This window comes from Variovorax sp. PDC80 (genome assembly GCF_900115375.1).
Taxonomy (GTDB): domain Bacteria; phylum Pseudomonadota; class Gammaproteobacteria; order Burkholderiales; family Burkholderiaceae_C; genus Variovorax.
This window is the reverse complement of sequence record NZ_FOWG01000021.1, coordinates 38,654-58,755: the sequence shown is the minus strand read 5'-3', so window position 1 is coordinate 58,755 and position 20,102 is coordinate 38,654. Positions and strand designations below refer to the sequence as shown.

Here is a 20,102-nt window from a genome sequence, read left to right as displayed (position 1 = left end):
GGGCCGCCTCCGCAATCCCGCCGGCACCCGCCAGGGGCGGTGACTTTTGCCGCCGGCCCGCCCTGAATCTCGCGCAAGTCAGCTTCCGCTGGGATTGCCCTCCAAAGCTGCGCATCTGCCTTTCAACACCTCAGGAGCTTTGCATGAACAAGAACCCCAGGAAGATGCTGTGGATCGCCGCCTGCCTCGGGCTGGCCGCCTTTGCCGCCCAGGCGCAAGTGCCGACCGACGCGCCAGCCGGCACCACCGTGCAATGCAAGGACGGCAGCTATGCCTCGCCCGACACCAAGTCCGGCGCCTGCCGTGGCCACAAGGGCATCAAGACCTGGTTCGGCAAGGCCGCCGATGCGAAGGCGGCACCAGCAGCCGCTGCTGCCGCCGCACCCGCCGTCGAAACCCAATCGGCCAGCGTCGACAAGACCGGCGTGGCCCCGAGCACGGGCACCGCGACCAAGACGCCCGGCTCGCCCGACGTCACGAAGATGGCCGCCGCACCCGGCGGAGGCCCCGGCATGGTGTGGGCCAACGACACGACCAAGGTCTACCACTGCCCGGGCGACCGCTACTACGGCAAGACCAAGAAGGGCGAGTACCTGAGCGAGGCCGATGCGAAGGCCAAGGGCATGCACGCCTCGCACAACAAGGCCTGTGGATAGGCTCTCCCCCAGGCTTCGCGCACTTCGTGTCGCTACGCCAACCCCCTTCCGGGGGCAACACCTGAGGCCCGGCGAAGCCGGTTCCTCGGTGTTTCGCGAAGGGAGCCGGGAATCGCCTACCTCGGCAGGGATTCGACTTCCTTCGTCCAGCGGTCGATGATGCGCTTGCGCTCGGCCGCCTGGCCGTACTTCTGGAAGTCGTACTTGATGAGCTTCACGCCGTCCATCGAGGGAATGCGCGGATCGGGCTTGAAGGTCTTGTTGGCCGGCGACTGCAGGCTGCCGGCCTTGGCGCCGATGGACTGGCCCGCGGGGCTCATGAGCCAGTCGTAGTAGCGCTTCGCGTTCTCCTTGTTGCGCGCGCCCTTCACCAGCGCGATGCCGCCGATCTCGTAGCCCGTGCCCTCGCAGGGCGCGGCGGTCTTGACCGGAAAGCCGTCGTGGCGCCAGCGCTCGAAGCCGAAGATGAAGCTCACGCCGACCGCGACCTCGCCCTTGGCGACATTGGGCGCCTGGGCCTGGCCGCTGCGGGTGTAGCTGGTGACGTTGCGGTGCAGCTTCTTGAGGTAGTCGAAGGCCGCGTCCTCCCCCATCTGCTGCACCAGGCCCGCGATGATGGTGTAGGCCGTGCCGCTGGTGGCGGGGTGCGAGATCTCGATCTCGCCCTTGTAGCCGGGCTTCACGAGGTCGGCCCAGCACTGCGGCTCGGGCAGCTTCTTTTTCTTCAGCAGCTCGGTGTTGAAGCCGAAGCCCATGGCGCTGGTGTAGAAGCCGCCGACCATGTTCTGCGACAGCGCGTACTGGCGCACGGCCCAGTCGTGCAGGTCGTTGATGTAGGCCGGGCGGTAGGGCTCGAGCAGGCCCTGCTCGGCCGCCTGCAGGAAGGGATCGCCGGTGCCGCCCCACCAGAGGTCGGTCTTGGGATTGGCGGCCTCGGCGCGCAGCTGGGCGCCGATCTCGCCCGTGCCCTTGTGGGCCTGCAGCACCTTGATGCCGGTCTCGCGCGTGAAGGCGGCGGCCGCGGCCTCGCACCAGCCGGCGTCGGTGCTGCACAGCGCGTTGACCGTGCCCTGCGCTGCCGCGTGCGGCGCCAAGGCCAGCAGGGCGGCGGCCGCGCCGAGCGCGGCGCATGTGCGGGTGAAGGCGAGCAAGTGCATGTGGGTCTCCTGGGGGTCAGGATAGCGTCGGCGCGCGCGGGCGCCGACAGGGTTCAGTCGGTTGCCAGCAGCGGCGGAAGATGCTCGGCCAGCCAGTCGATCACCACGCGCGTCTTCAGCGGCAGGTAGCGGCTGCGCGCGCGGATCACGTGCAGCGCGAAGCCGAAGGGCCGTGGCTCGTCGAACACGCGCACCAGGGTGCCGGCCGCCAGCGCCTCGGCCGCGAGCCAGGCCGGCAGCCGCGCGAGCCCCATGCCGCCGATGGCGGCCTCGAGCAGCACCTCGGCGCTGTCGCAGCGCAGCCGCGCGGGCAGCAGCACCTCGGCGACGCGATCGCCGGCATGGAAGCGCCAGGCCGAGGCCGCGCCGTCGCGCGCATAGAGCACCGCCTCGTGCGGCGGCTTCAGGTCCTCGATGCCTTTGGGACGGCCGCGCTCGGCCAGGTAGGACGGCGCGGCGCACAGCACCATCCACTGCATGCCCACGAGCCGCGCGATCAGCGCCGTGCTGTCGCCGAGATCGCCGCTGCGAATCGCGAGATCGAGCCCCTCCTCCGCGAGGTCGACGAGGCGGTCGCTGAAACCGAGTTCGAGCGAGAGCTGCGGATGCCGGCGCGCCAGCGCCAGCAGCAGCGGCCCGATCTTGAGCCGCCCGAGCATGGCCGGCATGCTGACCCGCACCACGCCCGAGGCCGTGCTGCGCGCCGCATCGGCCAGCGCCTCGGCGGCCTCGAGCTCGGCCAGCGCGTTGCGGCAGCGCTCGTAGTAGCCATGGCCCTCCTGCGTGAGGCTCTGGCTGCGCGTGGTGCGCAGGAACAGCCGCGTGTGCAGCCGCGCCTCGAGCCGCGCGATGCTCTTGGCGACCGCCGAGCGCGTGACGTGCAGGCGCTGCGCGGCGAGCGCGAAGCTGCCGGCCTCGACCGCGGCGACGAATTCCTCGATGCCTTGCAGGCGCTGGCTCATTGACGAATTTCAGGCAACAAACATCGGAAAATTATCCACCACCGGCGCATTTCTAGCGCCAATAGCATGAGGCCTTCTTCTTTTCGCGGAGGCCTTGATGCCCGAAACCACCCTGCGCCGCTGGCAACTTCCCGCCTACGGCCGCGCCCATCTCGAACAGGTGCAGGCAGCGCTGCCCGCGCCGGGCCCCGGCCAGATCCTGGTGCGCGTCGGCGCGGTCGCGCTCAACTACCGCGACCTGCTGATGACCGAGGACGGCATGGGCATGCCGCTCGTGCTGCCGTTCACGCCGGGCTCGGACATGGCGGGCACGGTCGAGGCCGTCGGCGACGGCGTGCGCCGCTTCGCGCCCGGCGAGCGCGTGATCAACACCTTCTGGAACGGCTGGATCGACCACCACTGGCCCGCCCATGCCGTGCCCGCGGGCGGCCCCGGCCCGGGCATGCTGGCCTCGCACGTGCTCATCGACGCCGAGGCGGCCGTGGCCGCGCCCGCCACGCTCTCGCTGGCCGAGGCCAGCACCCTGCCCTGCGCCGGCCTCACGGCCTGGTTCGCGCTGGCCGAGCTCGGCGCGCTGCGCGCGGGCCAGACGGTGCTGATCCACGGCACGGGCGGCGTGGCGCTGTTCGGGCTGCAGATCGCGCGGCTGCATGGGGCGCGGGCCATCGTGGTCTCGGGCAGCGCCGACAAGCACGAGGCCGCGCGCGCCCTCGGCGCCAGCCATGTGCTGGCGCGCGACAGCGACTGGCCCGCCGAGGTGCGGCGCCTGACCGGCGGGCGCGGCGCCGAGCATGTGCTCGAACTCGCGAGCGGGCCCAACCTCGACCGCTCGCTGCAGGCCTGCGCGCAGGGTGCGCGGGTGTCGGTCATCGGCATGCTCGAGGGCACGACGCTCGACGCCTCCTTCTACGGCCTGGTGCTCGGCCGCGTCACGGTGCAGGGCATCGGCGTGGGCCACCGGCGCGCGCTCGAGGAGCTCGTGCGCGCCGTCGACGCCAACGGCCTGCGCCCCGCGATCGCCGCCAGTTACGGCTTCGACGCGCTGCCGCAGGCGCTCGACCACCTCGCGCGCGGCGCCTTCGGCAAGATCGTCGTGACCCCCTGAGTTCGCGCCGGCCCCGGCATTGGGCAGAAAACCGTGACGTTTTCGTGAACAGTTGCCCGCCTTGCCCGATCCCGTGCGGATGCCCGAAGGCTTGCTCTCCCTTTCCCGTTCCAGAATCCGCGCGCGCCGGGTTTCGCCCCGGCGTTTTCGTTGACATCGAGAACATCAGAGAGAGGAAATCGAACATGGAACGCAGGGACTTCAGTGCACCGCAGAAATGGGCTGCCGAATTCATCGGCACCTTCTGGCTCACCTTCGGCGGCTGCGGCAGCGCGGTGCTCGCGGCAGGCTTCCCGGAACTGGGCATCGGCTTCGCGGGCGTCGCGCTGGCCTTCGGCCTCACGGTGCTGACCGGTGCCTATGCGCTCGGCCCGATCTCGGGCGGCCACTTCAACCCCGCGGTCTCGATCGGCCTCGCCGCGGCCGGGCGCTTCAACCCGACGCAGCTCGCGGCCTACATCGTGGCGCAGCTGCTGGGCGCGATCGTCGCCGGCGGCCTGCTCTACCTGATCGCCACCGGCAAGGCCGGCGCGCAGCTCGGCGGCTTCGCCACCAACGGCTACGGCGAGCATTCGCCCGGCGGCTACAACCTGATGTCGGCGCTGCTGATCGAGGTGGTGCTCACGGCCGTGTTCCTGGTCGTGATCCTCGGCGCCACCGGCCGCCGCGCGGCGCAGAACTTCGCGGGCCTGACCATCGGCCTGTGCCTCACGCTGATCCACCTGATCTCGATCCCCGTCACCAACACCTCGGTGAACCCGGCGCGCAGCACCGGCGTGGCGCTGTTCGGCCCGAGCTATGCGATCGAACAGCTGTGGCTGTTCTGGGTCGCGCCGATCGTGGGCGCCGTGATCGGCGCGCTGATCTACCGCGGGCTGCGGCTGCGCGGCAACGGTGGCAGCGGAAGCGGCAGCGACAGCGCGCTCTGAACGACGCGCACCGCGCCAACGACAAAAGGGGAGGCATCGCTGCCTCCCTTTTTTTCATGGCGCCGAAGCGCGGATCGCTCAGCTGCCGGTGGCCGACTTCACCAGCGGTGCCGAGGTCGACTGGCCGATCGACTCGGTGCCGCTCGGGTGCGAAGCCGAATAGGCGCCGGCCTGGATGTCCGACACCGGCGTCACCGAATTCATCGCGGGCGCGCTGGTCGACTGGCCGATGGACTCGGTGCCGCTCGGGCGCGCCGCGGCCATGGCCGCGGCCTGGATCTCGGCGCTGGCGGGCGAATTCATCTGCAGCGGGTGGTAGTCCGAACCGTCCATCTTTTCCTGGGCCGATGCGGTGATGGCGCCCGTCGCCGCGAACGCGGCGAAGGAGGCGACGGCGAGAAGCTTGAAAGAAGTGCGCATGCGTGTTCTCCTGGTCACAGGTTGTCCCCGGCCTCGTGCCGGCGCCGACGGGCGCGCGGCAGGCCTGAACGCACTCTAGGCAGGCCGACTGAGGGCAGCGTGAGTAAAGAGTTACGCGAGCCTTAGCGGGCGTTGCGCGCTTCTTCGCCGACGTTCAACGAACTTCCTAAATCAACCGCTGAAGGTGGCACGAAGGCATTCATTCGCCGGCCGCGCCCACCTCGCCGTACGGAATGCGCCCCTCGCGCTCGGCCTGCGCCGCGAGCGCGCTGACGCTGTCGCGCGTGAGCCCGGGCTGCGCGCGCTCCATCGGCGGCGCGGTCTCCTGCGACACCATCGGCGAGGCGGTCGCGGTCTGCGTGGCCTCGGCCGCATCGCGCGCGAGGTCGGCGCGCGAGCGCTGCGACTGGAACTGCAGCACGTGCTCCGAACCGTCGGCCTCGTCGGCCTGCGCGGCCACCATCGGGGCCAGCGCCACCACGGCGCCCGCGGCCGCGATGAGGGCGAGCCGGCGCGAAGACAAGAATGCGATCTGCATGGCGAACTCCTTGAGAGCGGGCTCGCGATGGCCGCGACATGCGGCCCCTCGGCCCTGGAGATTCACTCTAGGCCGCGACTCTCAGCAGGGGCTGAGCAAAAACTTCGCACCGCGTGAGGGCTCGCTACGACTTTTCCGGCTCGGGCTCTGCCGGCAGGTGCACGCGCGCGCGCAGGCCGCGCCCGTCCTCGCGGTTGCTGAGCTCGATGCGCAGCCCGTTGCGCTCGGCCGCGGTGCGCGCGATCGCGAGCCCGAGCCCGCTGCCGCCGGCGGCCGCGCCCGGCACGCGGAAGAAGCGGTCGAACACGCGCGTCATCGCATCGGCAGGAATGCCCGGCCCGTTGTCGAGCACGTCCACCACGCCGTGGCCGCTCACCGCATGCAGCTTGACGTCGACCACGCCGCCCTCGGGCGCATAGCGCAGCGCGTTGTCGATCAGGTTGTCGAACACGCTGCGCAGCTCGGCCGCGGGCGCGAACACCACGGGCGCGATGCTGCCCTCGAAGCCCACGTCGACCTGGCGCGCATCGGCCAGCACCATGAGCTGGCTCACGCTCTCGCGCAGCAGCACCTCGATGTCGACCGCTTCGCGCGCCGTCGCGCGGCGCGGCGCGTCCTGGCGCGAGAGGCTCAGCAGTTGCTCGATCAGGTGCTTGGCGCGCGTCACGCCGGCCTCGAGCTGGTTGAAGCGCTCGGTGGCCTCGCCGGCCGGGATGTGCGAGCGCAGGTTCTCGATCTGCAGGCCGATCGCGGCCATCGGCGTGCGCAGCTCGTGCGCGGCGTCCTGCACGAAGCGGCGCTGCGTGGCGAAGGCGCTGCGCACGCGGCCCAGCAGGTGGTTGAAGGAGGCGACCAGCGGCGCGATCTCGTCGGGCACGCGCGCCAGCGGCAGGTCGGTGGGACTGCGCTCGTCCTGCGAGGCCACGTCGCGCGCCACCGCGCGCAGCGAGCGCGAGGCGGCCGAGACGATCAGCCACAGCGCGAGCAGCGCCACCGGCAGCAACAGCGTGATCGGCAGGCCCTCGAGCAGCGCGCGGCGCAGGGCGCGCTGGCGCCGGTAGTCCTCGTTCTGCAGCACCTGCACGCGCCGCTGGTCGGCATGCGTGCCGGGCTCGGCCGTGAAGGCGCGCCAGTGGGCCCAGGGCTGCGGCCCGGTGCGCAGGTCGCCGAAGCCCGGGCGCGGCTGCAGCGGCATCGGCAGGTCGGGCCAGGAGCTGCTGAGCAGCCGGCTGCCATCGGGGCTCCAGATCTGCACCACGAAGGCGCCGTGCTCGAGCACGGCATCGCTGTTCAGCAGGCGCGGCGTGCGCGACTGGTCGCCGCCCGCGTACGACTCGGCCACCAGCCGCATCTGGTCGTCGAGCGCGTTGTGCACCAGGTTGCCGTAGGCCAGGAACGAGAACCAGGCCGTGAGCACCGCCGCCGCGAGATGCAGCGTGATGAGCCACAGCAGCAGCTGGGTGCGCAGCGAACGCGGCCGGCGCCAGCCGCCCTTGTCCCCCGTCACGCGGCGACGCGCCAGCCGAGACCGCGCACGTTGCGGATCGACTCGGCGCCGAGCTTGCGGCGCATGCCGTGGATCAGCACGTCGATCGCGTTGCTCGTGACCTCCTCGCCCCAGCCGTAGATGCGGTTCTCGAGCTGCTCGCGCGAGAGGATCGCGCCCGGGCGTTCGAGCAGCGCATGCAGCAGCGCGAACTCGCGCGCGGTCAGGGCCTCGCGGTTGCCGTTGACCACCACCTCGCGCGTGGTGAGGTCGAGCTGCAGCGCGCCGCTGCCCACCAGCGAATGCGCGGCGCCGTCGCGGCGGCGCACGATGGCACGCATGCGCGCGAGCAGTTCGCGGAATTCGAAGGGCTTGAGCAGGTAGTCGTCGGCGCCGAGGTCGAGGCTGTGGATGCGGTCGTCGAGGCCGTCGCGCGCCGTGAGCACCAGCACCGGCGTGGCATCGCCGCGTTCGCGCGCGCGGCGCAGCACCTCGGTGCCGTCCTGGCGCGGCAGGCCCAGGTCGAGCAGCACGCAGGTGTAGCCGCCGTCGCCGAGCGCGCTCTGCGCGAGCTCGCCGTCGCGCACCCAGTCGGCCGACCAGCCCGCGCCCTCGAGCGCCTGTTTCAGGCTGCGCCCGATCATTTCATCGTCTTCCACCAGCAGAACGCGCATCGCAGCGACTCCTCATATCACGCAGAAAGCGCCGCACCGCCTTGCGGCACGGCCGTGCGCCAGGGGGCGTCGGGTCCGGGCCGCAAGGTAGCACGCGAACGGGATGATCGGTAGTGCCTGCGCCGCGGCGCAGACTAAGGGCGAATACTTAGACGGTGCTTAGGCGCCGGGCGCGCCCAGGGGTCAGGCGCCGCTCAGGCAGCGGACCGCGCGACGCGCACCGCATGGCGTTCGCCGGGCGCGTCGGCGGCGAAGGCCAAGAGGCGCAGCGCCTCCTGCTCGGCCCCCTCGCGCCCGGCCGAGGGCCAGCGCGCGAAGGGTTCGAGCACGGCGGCGGCGGCGCCCTTCGCGCGCTCGATCTTCCAGGTGCCGGCGACGAAGCCGTCGATCAGCACCGTGCCGCGCACGATGCCGTTGAGGGTGAACACGCGCGGGCGATGCGCCTCGTCGAGCACGCGGGTGCGGTCGTCGTGCGCGAGCAGCAGGTTGTCCCACTCGGCGAGCAGGCGCGGCGGCGCGGGCGTCGCTTCGTCGGGACGTGGCGCGCGCGGCAGGTCGAACAGCATTTCGCCCTGCGGGCCCTCGAAGCGGCGCAATCGCGTGCCGAGCCGCTCGGCCACGGCCTTCCAGCCCGTGAGGCCCGACCACGCGCCGGCATCGGCCAGGGTCGCGGGGCCGAAGGCGGCGAGGTAGCGCAGCAGCAGGTCGTCCTGCGTGGCAGCGCCCTGCTCTTCTTCTTCCTTGCCGAGCCAGGTGCCGAGCCGCTGCAGCAGCGCGTTCTGGTGCGAATTCCAGCTGCCCGCGGGCGGCAGGTGCACCAGCGGCAGGTTGTTGCGGATCAGCCCGGCGAGCGAGGCCGGTTCGCTGCGCGGCCAGCGTTCGAGCAAGGCCTGGCCGAGCTCGGTGCTGGTGCGCGCACGCTCGTCGAGCAGTGCGCGCCCCATGGCCAGCGCCTGCGCACGGTCGACGCCTTCGAGCGCGCGCTTGTGGTTGCCCAGCAGGCCGCGCTGGTGCGCCGCATCGAGCAGCGGCCGCCAGGCCAGCGCATCGCGCGCGCTCACCAGGTGCAGGGTCGCGCGCATCATCGACAGGCGCACCACGCGGCGCCGGCGCAGCGCCTCGGTCAAGGCTTCGCGCGGGAAATCCTCGAGCCGGCTCCAGAGGCCGACGTAGGGCGGATTGGGTGCCTGCGCCTGCAGTCCCGCGAGGCGCTCGATGGCCTGCGCGACCGGCAGGCGCTGGCGCGCCAGCAGCATCTGCCGCGCCAGCGTGGCGCGGTTCAGCGCGCGCAGGCTCAGAACTTCTCGTGCGGTGCCAGATAGCGCCATTGACCCAGCGGCAGGTTGCCGAGCATGACCTTGCCGATGCGCACGCGCTTGAGCCCCACCACCTTGAGGCCGACCAGCTCGCACATGCGGCGGATCTGGCGCTTCTTGCCTTCGGTCAGCACGAAGCGCAGTTGCTCGGGGTTCTGCCATTCGACGCGCGCGGGCTTGAGCGCCTGGCCGTCGAGGCTCAGGCCATGGCGCAGCTTGGCGAGCATCGCGGGTGGGAACACGGCCTGCACGTTGGTCGTGACCGGGTCGTCGTCGTCCATGCGCACCAGCTGGCCGGTGGGCGCGGGCTGGCCCAGGCCGTGGTAGGCCACGCGCACCAGGTACTCCTTCTCCATCGTCGAGTCCTCGCCGATCAGCTGGCGCGCGACGCGGCCGTCCTGCGTCATCACCAGCAGGCCGATGGAATCGATGTCGAGCCGGCCGCAGGGCGCGAGGCCGCGCAGCTGCTGCGGGTTGAAGAAGAAGCGCGCGTTGTCCTCGGCCCAGCGGTTGGCGGGCGTGAACAGCGTGACCGCGGGCTCGTGGCCGTCCTCGGCCTGGCTGCTGACGTAGCCGATGGGCTTGTTGATGAGGATGGTGACCTGGTTGGCCTGCTGGCCCTTGGCCGCCTTGTCGATCTCGATGCGGTCGGCGGGCGTGACCTTGACGCCCATCTCGGCCGGCTTGCCGTTGACCTTGACCCAGCCGTTGGCGATCCATTCGTCGGCCTCACGGCGCGAGCAGATCTTGAGTTCGGCCATGCGCTTGTTGAGCCGCATGGGGCCGTCGGCCGAGGCCTGCGCGGACTGCGGCGCGGGTGCGCGGCGAAAGGAGGACGAACCGTTGGAAGGAGGAGGCGCGGGCATGGCCGATTATCGCCAGCGCGCAGGGCGTAAGCCTTTTGTCCGGCTTGCGCCGCATGCGAGGCCGGTGCTATCGTGGCGGCAAGCGCGAGTTGATCGCGCCCTTTTTGGGGGATTCCCAAATGAGCACCACACGCAAGTACCACTACGCCATCGTCATCGGGCGCTTCCAGCCCGTCCACTTCGGTCACCAGAGACTCATCGAGGAAGCCGCCCGCGCGGCCGATCGCGTGATCGTGGTGGTCGGCTCCGACCGCACGCCGCGCAGCGTCAAGAACCCCTTCACCTTCGACGAACGCGAACGCATGGTGCGCGCCTGCCTGCGCGGCGGCGACCAGATGCGCGTGAGCGTGGTCGGCGTCGGCGATTCGCCCTACAACGACCAGCTGTGGATCGCGTCGATCCAGTCGGCGGTCGAGCGACTGATCCTGCAGGACGGCCTCGCGCCCGCGCAGGCCCGGGTCGCGCTGGTGGGGCACCTCAAGGACGCCTCCAGCTACTACCTCAAGCTGTTCCCGCACTGGGAGTTCGTGGGCCAGCACAACGTCGAGAGCCTCAACGCCACCGACGTGCGAAACCTCTACTTCGATCCCGAGAATCGCGGCCAGCTCGCGCGCGCCGACCTGCCCGAGGGCAGCGCGGCCTTTCTCGAACGCTTCACATCGACGGCCGACTATGCCGAGCTCTGCGAGGAGCGCGCCTTCCTCGCCGACTACCGCGACAAGTACCGCTACGCGGGCAGCGACTTCCCGCCGATCTACACCACGGTCGACGCGGTGGTGGTCGAGGCCGGCCACATCCTGATGGTGCAGCGCAAGTTCCATCCGGGGCGCGGCACCTGGGCGCTGCCCGGCGGCTTCGTGGGCCAGCAGGAGCGGCTGCTCGATGCCGCGGTGCGCGAACTCAAGGAGGAGACCCGTCTCAAGGTGCCGGTGCCCGTGCTCCACGGCAGCATGAAGGGCAGCCACGTGTTCGACGCGCCCGAGCGCTCGCAGCGCGGCCGCACCATCACGCACGGCTTCTTCTTCGAGCTCGCGCACAACCAGTGGGCGGGCCTGTCGGACGTGCGCGCAGACGACGACGCGGCCGCAGTGCGCTGGGTGCCGATCGCCGAATTCCTCGGCATGCAGGAGCGGGTCTACGAAGACCACTTCTTCATCGCCAATCATTTCCTGGGTGGCCTGGGCAAGTCCTGAGAGAACTCGCCCCGGGCCTTGTCAGCAAGTACGGCCCCGGTTGACGGGTGCCACCGTGAAAGGAGCTTTCACATGAACCGCACGCTCTCTCCCTCCCTCGGCAGCAACCTGCTGCTGCGCACCGACTCCTACAAGGTGTCGCACTGGATGCAATACCCGCCGGGCACGCAGACGGTGTTCAGCTACATCGAGTCGCGCGGCGGGCTCTTCAGCCATTCGCTGTTCTTCGGGCTGCAGGCCTATCTGCGCGAATACCTGCAGACGCCGGTGACGCGCGACGACGTGGACGAGGCCGCCGCGCTGATGGCGGTGCACGGCGAGCCCTTCAACCGCGAAGGCTGGCTGCGGCTGATCGAGAAGCACGGCGGGCTGATGCCGGTGCGCATCCGCGCGGTGCCCGAGGGCAGCGTGCTGCCGGTGCACAACGTGCTCGCGACGATCGAGAACACCGACCCCGAGTTCTTCTGGGTCACGAGCTTCCTCGAGACCGAGCTGCTGCGCGCGATCTGGTATCCGACCACGGTGGCCACGGTCTCGGCCGCGGCCAAGACGACCTTGCTGCGCTACCTCGAGGCCACCTGCGACGATCCGCAGGGCCAGATCGCGTTCAAGCTGCACGACTTCGGCGCGCGCGGGGTCTCGAGCCTCGAGTCGGCCGCGCTCGGCGGGATGGCGCACCTGGTCAACTTCATGGGCACCGACACGCTGAGCGCGTTGCTGGCCGCGCGCCGCTACTACGACTGCGACGTGGCGGGCTTCTCGATCCCCGCGGCCGAGCACAGCACCATCACGGGCTGGGGCCGCGAGCACGAGGCCGATGCCTACCGCAACATGGTGGCGCAGTTCGGCAAGCCGGGCGCAATCTTCGCGGTGGTGAGCGACAGCTACGACATCTTCAACGCCTGCGCCCGCCTGTGGGGCGATGCGCTGCGCGAGGAGGTGATTCGCTCGGGCGCGACGCTGGTGGTGCGCCCCGACTCGGGCGACCCGGCCGAGACGACGCTGAAGGTGGCGCAGATCCTGGCCGAGCGCTTCGGCACGACCACCAATGCCAAGGGTTTCCGGGTGCTGAACAACGTGCGCATCATCCAGGGCGACGGGGTGACGCTCGACTCGTTGCGGCTGTGCCTGTCCAATTTCTTCCACAACGGCTTCTCGGCCGAGAACATCGCCTTCGGCATGGGTGGCGGGCTGCTGCAGCAGGTGAACCGCGACACCATGCAATGGGCGATGAAGTGCTCGGCGATGCAGGTCGACGGCGAATGGCGCGACGTCTACAAGGCGCCCGTGGGCGACACGAGCAAGACCTCGAAGAAGGGGCGGCTGGTGCTGGCTGCGTCCGCCGATGGCGAAGTGCGTACGCAACGTGCCGAGCAAGTTCTGGAGCCTGGGCAGGTGGATCTGCTCGAGACTGTGTATGAGAACGGGCGGATCGTTCGGGAGTCTGGCTTCGAAGGGATCCGTGGACTTGCCGCTTCTGGCGTTGGGCGGTTGGTTACCTCTCGGGCGCCGCTCTGACTCTTTGTTGCGGCCGGGGGCGCGTGCACAGGACAGCGGGTACTTCCCTCCGCGAATGTCCCCCGCCTTCGGCTCCTCCTTTATTTCGCTGCGGGAAGCACCCACTGCCCTGTGCCCGAGACGCGCTCGGGTTGTGCGGCCGGTTCTACCGCCGTGTCCAGGCTCACGTCGATGGTGTGCTCCCCGCAGCGAAATAAAGGAGGAGCCCGAAGGGCGGGGGACATTCGCGGAGGGGAGCACGCCGTCGGCGTGAGCCCACCCCGGTGCCCCGGACCCCGGTTCCCGCACTGCCACAAGCCCTAGCCATAATCCGCGCAGACCGCCGAACACATGACCAAACTCCTGATCCTCAGCGTGAGCGCGGGCAACGGCCACGTGCGGGCCGCCCAGGCCCTCGCCGCCACCGCCCAATCCCTCAGCCCGCCCTGCCCGGCGGTCCACATCGACGCCATGGCGCACGTGCCCGCGGGCTTTCGCAAGGTCTACACCGACTGGTACATCCAGCTCGTGAACCGCGCACCCGAGCTCTGGTCGTACTTGCACCAGCGCACCGACGTCACGCCGCACCACGCGCCCTCGCAGCGCATGCGCCGCGGCATCGAGCGGCTGAGCACCGTCGCGCTGGTGCGCGAGATCCGGCGCGAGAAGCCCGATGCGGTGATCTGCACCCACTTCCTGCCGGCCGAGCTGCTGATGCGCGAGCGTAACCGCGGGCGCATCGAGTATCCGGTGTGGCTGCAGGTCACCGACTATGACCTGCACAACATGTGGCTGGTGCCGGGCATGACCGGCTACCTCGCGGCCACCGAGGAGGTCGCGTTCCGGCTGCGCGCGCGCGGCATTCCGCCCGAGCGCATCCACGTCACCGGCATTCCCGTCATGCCCGCCTTCTCCGAACCCGATGCGCTGGAGCGCGACGCCTGCGCCGCCGCGCTCGGCCTCGATCCCGCGCGGCCCGTGCTGCTGATGGTCTCGGGCGGCGCCGGCGTGGGCGATCTCTCGAGCATGGTCGAGCGCGTGCTCGCGCTCGGCGCCGGCGACGAACCCGGCGGCCGCTTCCAGGTGATCGCCGTGGCCGGCCGCAATGCCGAGATGCACGGCCGGCTGCAGGCCCTCGCGGCGCGCCATCCGGGCCGCGTGGTGGCCGTCGGTTTCACCAACGAGATGCACAAGCTCATGGCCGCGTCCGACCTCGTCGTCACCAAGCCCGGCGGCCTCACGGTCTCCGAATGCCTCGCGCTCGGCAAGCCCATGCTGCTGATCTCGCCGATCCCCGGCCAGGAGGAGCACAACGCCGGCTTCCTGATGGAGGAAGGCGCGGGCTGGCTCGCCTACGACGCCATCGGCCTCGAGTACAAGGTCGCGCGGCTGATGGCCGATCCGGCCAAGCTCGCCCACATGGCCCAGCGCAGCAAGGCGCTGGGCAAGCCACGGGCCGCGCGCGCGGTGCTCGATCGCGTGCTGGGGCCCTCGGCATGAGCTGGCGCAACGAAGACCGGCCCACCGTGGGCCGCACGCTGGTGTACCTGCTCTGGGTCGTCACCATGGCCTTCTTCTTCGCCAATGCCGAGATCCAGATCGAGGGCGGCGCCGGCTGGGCCACGTCGCTGCCGACCTGGCGCATCGAGAACAGCATCTGGCTCGACATCTTCTGGGGCGGCCGCGCGATGACCGGCTACCACGCCTGGGTCTTCACCTTCATGGCACTGGTGTTCTTCTCGCCGCTGGCCTTCTCGGGCCGCTGGAAGCTGCGCGACTGGGGCCTCGCGCTCGCGGGCCTGATCGTGTTCTGGGTCTGCGAGGACTTCCTCTGGTTCCTCATCAACCCGGCCTTCGGCTGGGACAACTTCAACCCCACCAAGGCCTTCTGGCACAAGCACTGGATGTGGGGCGCGCCGGTCGATTACTGGGGCGGCCTCGCGGTCGCCGCGCTGATCCTGGTGCGCCGGCACTGGCCGCGCCGATGAGCCGCGCGAACATCGTGCGCCGCATGCGCGAGGCCCGCCGGGCGCAGCGCGAGGCGCAGGCCGCGCCCGCGGAACGGCCCGACCACTGGGCCGATCCGCTCGATGCGCTGGGCGTGGAGAACCTGCACCGCCTCACGCCCACGCTCTACCGCAGCGCCCAGCCGCGCGCGAAGGACGTGGCGGCGCTGCAATCGCTCGGCATCCGCACCGTGGTCAGCCTGCGCTCCTTCAACGACGACCGCAAGGTGTTCGCGGGCCATGGCATGCGGCTGGTGCGCGTGCCGATCAACACCTGGGACATCGACGATGCGAAGGTGCAACGCGCGCTGCACGCGATCCTCGACGCCGAACGGCACGGGCCGGTGCTGATCCACTGCATGCACGGCGCCGACCGCACCGGCGTCGTCTCCGCCGTCTACCGCATGGCGCTGCAGGGCTGGGACAAGGAGGCCGCGCGCCAGGAGATGCTGCGCGGCGGCTACGGCTACCACACGCTGTGGCGCAACATCCCGCGCTACATCGAGCGCGTGGACCCCGAGAAGATGCGCCACGCGCTGGCCCAGGCACCCGCGACACCGGCGGTTCCGGGGCTGTCCTGAAGGCGCCAGCAGGCTTCGCGGCCCGCTCCTATACTGGCCCGCGCCGGCCCCCGGCGGCCGGTCGCACCCACCTTCCGCACACGCTTCATCCGCTTCACAAGGGGCATCCGCCATGGCACTCCAACTGCGTTCCCTCGTCCGTTCGAACGGCGAGCTCGAGCTCTCGCTGCACGACGAACCCATCCCCGAACCGCAGGCCCACGAGGTCGTGATCCGCGTCGAGGCTTCGCCGATGAATCCCTCGGACCTCGGCCTGCTGTTCGGCGCCGCCGACATGGCGACCGCCAAGGCCTCGGGCAGCGCCGAGCGCCCGGTCGTCACCGCCACCGTGCCCGAGCGCGCGCGCCCCGCGATGGCGGGCCGGCTCGACCAGTCGATGCCCGTGGGCAACGAGGGCGCGGGCACGGTCGTGAAGGCCGGGTCTTCGCCCGAGGCCCAGGCCCTGCTCGGCAAGACCGTGGCCGCGATCGGCGGCGCCATGTACTCGCAGTACCGCGCGGTGGCCGTCGCGCAATGCCTCGAACTGCCCGAAGGCACCGCGCCGGCCGATGGCGCATCGTGCTTCGTCAATCCGCTGACCTCGCTCGGCATGGTCGAGACCATGAAGCGCGAAGGCCACACCGCGCTGGTCCACACGGCGGCCGCCTCCAACCTCGGCCAGATGCTCAACAAGATCTGCCAGAAGGACGGCATCGCGCTCGTCAACATCGTGCGCAAGCCCGAGCAGGAAGCGCTGCTGCGCGGCCTCGGCGCCAAGTACGTCTGCAACGCCGCCTCGCCCACCTTCCTCGACGATCTCACGCAGGCCCTGGTCGAGACCGGCGCCACGCTGGCCTTCGACGCCACCGGCGGCGGCAAGCTCGCGGGCCAGATCCTCGGCTGCATGGAAGCGGCGCTCAACCGCACCGCCAAGGAATACAGCCGCTACGGCTCGACCACGCACAAGCAGGTCTACATCTACGGCGGCCTCGACCGCGGCCCGACCGAGTTCGTGCGCAACTTCGGCATGGCCTGGGGCATGGGCGGCTGGCTGCTGTTCCCGTTCCTGCAGAAGCTCGGTGCCGAAGGCACGCAGCGACTGCGCGCACGCGTGGTGGCCGAGCTCAAGACCACCTTCGCGAGCCGCTACACGCGCGAGGTCTCGCTGACCGAGGCGCTGCAGCTCGATGCGATCGGCGTCTACGGCAAGCAGGCGACGGGCGAGAAGTTCCTGCTCAATCCCAACAAGGGCATCGCGGCCTGAGATAGACGAAAAAAAGGGCGACCCTCGCGGGTCGCCCTCTGGGGCCGTCAACGTTTCACGAGGCCGGCCATTTCGCCCGCGGGCACCACGGCGTAGTGGTCGAACTGCATCGCGTACTGCGCGCGGCCCGAGGACAGCGCACGCAGGTTGCCGATGTAGCCGAACATCCGCGCCAGCGGCACATGGGCCTCGACCACGATCGCGTTGCCGCGCATCGCCTGGCCGCGCACCATGCCGCGCCGCCGGTGCAGGTCGCCGATGCAGTCGCCCACGTGTTCGGCGGGCGTGGTCACTTCCACGGCCATCACCGGCTCGAGCAACTGCGGTCCGGCCTGCGCCGCCGCCTCGCGGAAGGCCGCGGCCGCCGCGAGTTCGAACACCATCGCCGTCGAGTCGCGCTCATGGTGGCTGCCGTCCAGCAGCGTGGCCACGAAGTCCACGCAGGGATAGCCGGCCAGCACGCCCGACTGCGCGGCACGGCGGATGCCGGCCTCGATCGCGGGGATGAACTCGCGCGGGATCGCGGCGCCCACCACCCGGTTCTCGAACGCGATGCCTTCGCCGCGCCCGCGCGGGGCGATGCGCAGCGTCAGCTCCGCGAACTGGCCGAGGCCGCCGTTCTGTTTCCTGTGCACATGGTGCACCTCCGTTTCTCTCGTTACCGTTTCGCGGCAGGCGACCTGGGGCCGTCCCACCGACACTTCGACGCCGAAGCGCTCGCGCAGCTTCTCGATCGAGACCTCGAGCTGCAGCTCGCCCATGCCCGACACGATGGTCTGACCCGACTCGGCGTCATGCCGCAGCCGCAGGCTCGGGTCCTCGCGCAGCAGCACCTGCAGCGCCTTCGCCAGCGCCTGCTGGTCGGCCTGCGCCTTCGGCTCGATCGCGACGTGGAGCACGGGCTCGGGCACGCCGATCTGTTCGAGCTGCACCGGATGCTGCCGGTCGCACAGCGTGTGGCCGGTCAGCGTGTCCTTCAGCCCGACGATGCCGGCGATGTCGCCGGCCACCAGTTCGTCGCGTTCGATGCGGTCGCCCGCCTGCACCTCGTACAGCCGTGCCGCGCGCTCGATGCGGCCGGTGGTGGCGTCGAGCATGCTGTCGCCGCGCCGCAACCGGCCGCTGTAGACACGCACGAACACCATCGCGCCGTGGTCGTCGCTGGCCACCTTGAACGCCAGCGCCGCGAACGGCGCCTGCGGATCGCAGGGCAGCGCCACCTCGCCGGGCTTCGGCAGCCAGTCGACGATGGCGTCGAGCAGCGGTTCCACGCCGCGGTTGCGGAAGGCCGAGCCCGCGAGCACGGGCACGAAGGCACCGGCCAGCACGCCCTTGCGGATGCAGTCGCGCAGCACCTCGGCCGGGAGCTCCTCGCCGTTCAGGTAGGCCCCCATCGCGGCCTCGTCCTGCTCGACGGCAAGCTCCACCAGCCGCGCGCGTTGTTGCAACACGGTGGCCATCAGCTCGCCGGGCACCTCGGTCACGCGGTACGGTCGGCTCGCATCGTCGAGGTCCCAGACCAGCGCGCGCAAGCCCAGCAGATCGACCACGCCGCGGAAGTCGCCTTCCGCGCCGATCGGCCACTGCACCGCCACGGCCTTCACGCCCAGGCGTTCTTCCATCATCGCGACCACGCGCGGGAAGTCCGCGCCCAGGCGGTCGAGCTTGTTGACGAAGGCGATGCGCGGCACGCGATAGCGGTCCGCGAGGCGCCAGTTGGTCTCGGTCTGCGGCTCCACGCCGGCCACGCCGTCGAACACGACCACGGCCCCGTCGAGCACGCGCAGCGAGCGGTTCACCTCGATGTTGAAATCGATGTGGCCCGGCGTGTCGATCAAATTGATCTGGGTCGCGTTCCACTGCAACGTGATGGCGGCGCTGCTGATGGTGATGCCGCGCTTGCGCTCCTGCGCATCGAAGTCCATGCGCGCGGTGCCGCGGCTCACGTCGCCGATGCGATGGCTCTCGCCGGCGTAGAACAGGATGCGTTCGGTGGTGGTGGTCTTGCCGGCGTCGACGTGGGCAATGATGCCGATGTTGCGCAGGTTCCTGGGTGTGTGGGTCATGGCGAATCTTTCTTTCTCTGGCTCGAAGCACGGCTTCGAGAGCCTGGTGGGCATGTGCCGGCCCCCAGGCGGAAAGGATTCGCCTGAGGGCTAGCGACGAACGGTGTCGTGCAATCTGCTGATGCGGCGGCCGGAGCCCGGGCGCACGGAAGCCACGCTCCGGCGGAGGCGAATCGTGGCGATCAGCTTGTCGTAGGTACGCATGGCGATGAAGAAGAAGTGAGAGACGGAAAAGACAAAACCCCGGAGGACGGGCCTGCCGGGGTTTTCAGTACCGGAAGGCGCAACGCCTTCCGAACGCGATCGAAGGCGATGTCAGGTGGCGGTGAGGCCGGCTTCGATGGCTTGGGTGAATTTCATGGTGGGGCGGATTGTGGGTGTGCTCTTCAATCAAGACAAGCCTTGTTGAATGCGCGTGTTGGGAGGACACCACGACGCATCGGGACGAGCTCACGCCGACGGGGTACTCCCCTCCGCGAATGTCCCCCGCCCTTCGGGCTCCTCCTTTATTTCGCTGCGGGGAGTACCCCATCGACGTGAGCCTGGACGCAATCGTTGTTGTGCGGCCGGCACCACCGCAGCGCCTCCGTGCACAGGGCAGCGGGTGCTTCCCGCAGCGAAATCAAGGAGGAGGCCGAAGGCCGGGGGACATTCGCGGAGGGAAGTACCCGCTGTCCTGTGCACGCGCCCCGAACCATCATCGACGAAGAGCTACACGACCAGCCGATACCCCACCGCAGTCTCCGTCAGCAGATGCCGCGGCTGCGCCGGATCGTCCTCGAGCTTCTGCCGCAGATGCCCCATGTAGATCCGCAGGTAGTGGCTCTGGTCCGTGTGCGACGGTCCCCAGACCTCGCGCAGCAGCTGGCGCTGCGTCAGCACGCGCCCCGCGTTCGCGGCCAGCACCGACAGCAGCCGGTACTCGGTCGGCGTGAGGTGCACCTCGGCACCGGCGCGGCGCACGATACGCGCGGCGCGGTCGAGCTCGATCTCGCCGAAGCGGAACAGCGCCTCGGGCACCTCCTCGCTGCTGGCCGCGCGCGGGCGCCGCAGGTTGGCGCGCACGCGCGCGAGCAGTTCGCCGGTGCCGAAGGGCTTGGTCAGGTAGTCGTCGGCGCCGGCGTCGAGCGCCGCGATCTTGTCGGCCTCGTCGCTGCGCGCCGACAGCACGATGATCGGCACCGCCGACCAGCCGCGCACGTCGCGGATCAGCGAGACGCCGTCGCCGTCGGGCAGGCCCAGGTCGAGCACCAGCAGGTCGGGCTGGCGCGTGCCGGCCGCGGCGAGGCCGTCGCGCAGCGTGCCGGCCTCGTGCACCAGCCAGCCCTCGGCCTCGAGCGCGCCGCGCACGAAGCGGCGGATCTGCGGCTCGTCCTCGATCACGATGGCGGTGGGGGCTGGCATGGG

19 protein-coding genes are annotated in these 20,102 nt (G+C 70.4%); 9 read left to right on the top strand and 10 right to left on the bottom strand.

The window, feature by feature from the left end; all coding sequences use genetic code 11:
* Positions 1-143: 143 nt before the first annotated feature.
* Positions 144-656 carry a DUF3761 domain-containing protein gene (locus BM109_RS38500; RefSeq protein WP_093355224.1) on the top strand — a complete coding sequence of 171 codons (513 nt, stop codon included), beginning with the start codon at positions 144-146 and terminating at the stop codon, positions 654-656.
* A gap of 116 nt (positions 657-772) precedes the next feature.
* Here BM109_RS38500 and BM109_RS38495 read toward each other — a convergent pair whose 3' ends face one another.
* Entirely contained in the window at positions 773-1,813 is a 1,041-nt protein-coding gene (locus BM109_RS38495; RefSeq protein WP_093355221.1) for an ABC transporter substrate-binding protein, read from the bottom strand.
* Between the two features lie 53 nt (positions 1,814-1,866).
* A complete protein-coding gene (locus BM109_RS38490) occupies positions 1,867-2,775 on the bottom strand; it encodes a LysR family transcriptional regulator (RefSeq protein WP_093355220.1) in 909 nt (302 codons plus the stop codon).
* A gap of 97 nt (positions 2,776-2,872) precedes the next feature.
* Between BM109_RS38490 and BM109_RS38485 the strand changes: the two genes are divergently transcribed.
* Both BM109_RS38485 and aqpZ read left to right on the top strand, forming a co-directional pair.
* Entirely contained in the window at positions 2,873-3,880 is a 1,008-nt protein-coding gene (locus BM109_RS38485) for a zinc-dependent alcohol dehydrogenase family protein (RefSeq protein WP_093355217.1), read from the top strand.
* Between the two features lie 185 nt (positions 3,881-4,065).
* A complete protein-coding gene (gene aqpZ / locus BM109_RS38480; protein WP_093355215.1) occupies positions 4,066-4,809 on the top strand; it encodes an aquaporin Z in 744 nt (247 codons plus the stop codon).
* Between the two features lie 78 nt (positions 4,810-4,887).
* Here the strand turns inward: aqpZ and BM109_RS38475 are convergent, their stop codons facing one another.
* The 6 genes from BM109_RS38475 to BM109_RS38450 all read right to left on the bottom strand — a co-directional run bounded on the left by BM109_RS38475 (position 4,888) and on the right by BM109_RS38450 (position 10,109).
* Positions 4,888-5,229, bottom strand: coding sequence for a hypothetical protein (locus BM109_RS38475; RefSeq protein ID WP_093355213.1), 342 nt, complete (start codon positions 5,227-5,229; stop codon positions 4,888-4,890).
* A 199-nt stretch (positions 5,230-5,428) separates the two neighbouring features.
* A complete protein-coding gene (locus BM109_RS38470; RefSeq protein WP_093355211.1) occupies positions 5,429-5,767 on the bottom strand; it encodes a hypothetical protein in 339 nt (112 codons plus the stop codon).
* A 124-nt stretch (positions 5,768-5,891) separates the two neighbouring features.
* Positions 5,892-7,274 (bottom strand): sensor histidine kinase, encoded by a 1,383-nt coding sequence (locus BM109_RS38465; RefSeq protein ID WP_093355208.1) that lies wholly within the window; start codon positions 7,272-7,274, stop codon positions 5,892-5,894.
* Complete coding sequence (locus tag BM109_RS38460) at positions 7,271-7,927, bottom strand: response regulator (RefSeq protein WP_057593551.1); 657 nt, start codon at positions 7,925-7,927, stop codon at positions 7,271-7,273. The genes BM109_RS38465 and BM109_RS38460 overlap by 4 nt, the downstream gene beginning before the upstream one ends.
* Before the next feature lie 194 nt (positions 7,928-8,121).
* The gene (locus BM109_RS38455) at positions 8,122-9,255 is read right to left on the bottom strand and encodes a winged helix DNA-binding domain-containing protein (RefSeq protein WP_256223062.1); all 1,134 of its coding nucleotides are present in this window, start codon (positions 9,253-9,255) and stop codon (positions 8,122-8,124) included.
* Complete coding sequence (locus BM109_RS38450; RefSeq protein ID WP_371269490.1) at positions 9,222-10,109, bottom strand: pseudouridine synthase; 888 nt, start codon at positions 10,107-10,109, stop codon at positions 9,222-9,224. Before BM109_RS38450 ends, BM109_RS38455 begins: the two co-directional genes overlap by 34 nt.
* 119 nt (positions 10,110-10,228) lie before the next feature.
* Here BM109_RS38450 and BM109_RS38445 point away from each other — a divergent pair, with 119 nt between their 5' ends.
* The 6 genes from BM109_RS38445 to BM109_RS38420 all read left to right on the top strand — a co-directional run bounded on the left by BM109_RS38445 (position 10,229) and on the right by BM109_RS38420 (position 16,629).
* Positions 10,229-11,302 (top strand): bifunctional nicotinamide-nucleotide adenylyltransferase/Nudix hydroxylase, encoded by a 1,074-nt coding sequence (locus tag BM109_RS38445; RefSeq protein WP_093355204.1) that lies wholly within the window; start codon positions 10,229-10,231, stop codon positions 11,300-11,302.
* A 72-nt stretch (positions 11,303-11,374) separates the two neighbouring features.
* On the top strand, positions 11,375-12,820 hold the full coding sequence (locus BM109_RS38440) for a nicotinate phosphoribosyltransferase (protein WP_093355202.1): 1,446 nt from the start codon (positions 11,375-11,377) through the stop codon (positions 12,818-12,820).
* Between the two features lie 330 nt (positions 12,821-13,150).
* Positions 13,151-14,299, top strand: coding sequence for an MGDG synthase family glycosyltransferase (locus tag BM109_RS38435; protein WP_093355200.1), 1,149 nt, complete (start codon positions 13,151-13,153; stop codon positions 14,297-14,299).
* The gene (locus BM109_RS38430; protein WP_093355197.1) at positions 14,296-14,787 is read left to right on the top strand and encodes a hypothetical protein; all 492 of its coding nucleotides are present in this window, start codon (positions 14,296-14,298) and stop codon (positions 14,785-14,787) included. Before BM109_RS38435 ends, BM109_RS38430 begins: the two co-directional genes overlap by 4 nt.
* Entirely contained in the window at positions 14,784-15,386 is a 603-nt protein-coding gene (locus tag BM109_RS38425; protein ID WP_256223061.1) for a dual specificity protein phosphatase family protein, read from the top strand. Before BM109_RS38430 ends, BM109_RS38425 begins: the two co-directional genes overlap by 4 nt.
* 112 nt (positions 15,387-15,498) lie before the next feature.
* Positions 15,499-16,629 (top strand): zinc-binding dehydrogenase, encoded by a 1,131-nt coding sequence (locus BM109_RS38420; protein ID WP_057593558.1) that lies wholly within the window; start codon positions 15,499-15,501, stop codon positions 16,627-16,629.
* A 47-nt stretch (positions 16,630-16,676) separates the two neighbouring features.
* Here the strand turns inward: BM109_RS38420 and fusA are convergent, their stop codons facing one another.
* Positions 16,677-18,695 (bottom strand): elongation factor G, encoded by a 2,019-nt coding sequence (gene fusA / locus BM109_RS38415; RefSeq protein ID WP_093355196.1) that lies wholly within the window; start codon positions 18,693-18,695, stop codon positions 16,677-16,679.
* A gap of 711 nt (positions 18,696-19,406) precedes the next feature.
* Complete coding sequence (kdpE, locus tag BM109_RS38410) at positions 19,407-20,099, bottom strand: two-component system response regulator KdpE (protein WP_093355193.1); 693 nt, start codon at positions 20,097-20,099, stop codon at positions 19,407-19,409.
* Between the last annotated feature and the right edge of the window lie 3 nt (positions 20,100-20,102).

What these genes read in the sequence shown, in the direction of transcription:
- BM109_RS38500 (WP_093355224.1), top strand. Translation starts at nt 144, where the DNA reads ATGAACAAGAACCCCAGGAAGATGCTGTGGATCGCCGCCTGCCTCGGG.
- BM109_RS38495 (WP_093355221.1), bottom strand. Translation starts at nt 1,813, where the DNA reads ATGCACTTGCTCGCCTTCACCCGCACATGCGCCGCGCTCGGCGCGGCC.
- BM109_RS38490 (WP_093355220.1), bottom strand. Translation starts at nt 2,775, where the DNA reads ATGAGCCAGCGCCTGCAAGGCATCGAGGAATTCGTCGCCGCGGTCGAG.
- BM109_RS38485 (WP_093355217.1), top strand. Translation starts at nt 2,873, where the DNA reads ATGCCCGAAACCACCCTGCGCCGCTGGCAACTTCCCGCCTACGGCCGC.
- aqpZ (WP_093355215.1), top strand. Translation starts at nt 4,066, where the DNA reads ATGGAACGCAGGGACTTCAGTGCACCGCAGAAATGGGCTGCCGAATTC.
- BM109_RS38475 (WP_093355213.1), bottom strand. Translation starts at nt 5,229, where the DNA reads ATGCGCACTTCTTTCAAGCTTCTCGCCGTCGCCTCCTTCGCCGCGTTC.
- BM109_RS38470 (WP_093355211.1), bottom strand. Translation starts at nt 5,767, where the DNA reads ATGCAGATCGCATTCTTGTCTTCGCGCCGGCTCGCCCTCATCGCGGCC.
- BM109_RS38460 (WP_057593551.1), bottom strand. Translation starts at nt 7,927, where the DNA reads ATGCGCGTTCTGCTGGTGGAAGACGATGAAATGATCGGGCGCAGCCTG.
- BM109_RS38455 (WP_256223062.1), bottom strand. Translation starts at nt 9,255, where the DNA reads ATGGCGCTATCTGGCACCGCACGAGAAGTTCTGAGCCTGCGCGCGCTG.
- BM109_RS38450 (WP_371269490.1), bottom strand. Translation starts at nt 10,109, where the DNA reads ATGCCCGCGCCTCCTCCTTCCAACGGTTCGTCCTCCTTTCGCCGCGCA.
- BM109_RS38445 (WP_093355204.1), top strand. Translation starts at nt 10,229, where the DNA reads ATGAGCACCACACGCAAGTACCACTACGCCATCGTCATCGGGCGCTTC.
- BM109_RS38440 (WP_093355202.1), top strand. Translation starts at nt 11,375, where the DNA reads ATGAACCGCACGCTCTCTCCCTCCCTCGGCAGCAACCTGCTGCTGCGC.
- BM109_RS38435 (WP_093355200.1), top strand. Translation starts at nt 13,151, where the DNA reads ATGACCAAACTCCTGATCCTCAGCGTGAGCGCGGGCAACGGCCACGTG.
- BM109_RS38430 (WP_093355197.1), top strand. Translation starts at nt 14,296, where the DNA reads ATGAGCTGGCGCAACGAAGACCGGCCCACCGTGGGCCGCACGCTGGTG.
- BM109_RS38425 (WP_256223061.1), top strand. Translation starts at nt 14,784, where the DNA reads ATGAGCCGCGCGAACATCGTGCGCCGCATGCGCGAGGCCCGCCGGGCG.
- BM109_RS38420 (WP_057593558.1), top strand. Translation starts at nt 15,499, where the DNA reads ATGGCACTCCAACTGCGTTCCCTCGTCCGTTCGAACGGCGAGCTCGAG.
- fusA (WP_093355196.1), bottom strand. Translation starts at nt 18,695, where the DNA reads ATGACCCACACACCCAGGAACCTGCGCAACATCGGCATCATTGCCCAC.
- kdpE (WP_093355193.1), bottom strand. Translation starts at nt 20,099, where the DNA reads ATGCCAGCCCCCACCGCCATCGTGATCGAGGACGAGCCGCAGATCCGC.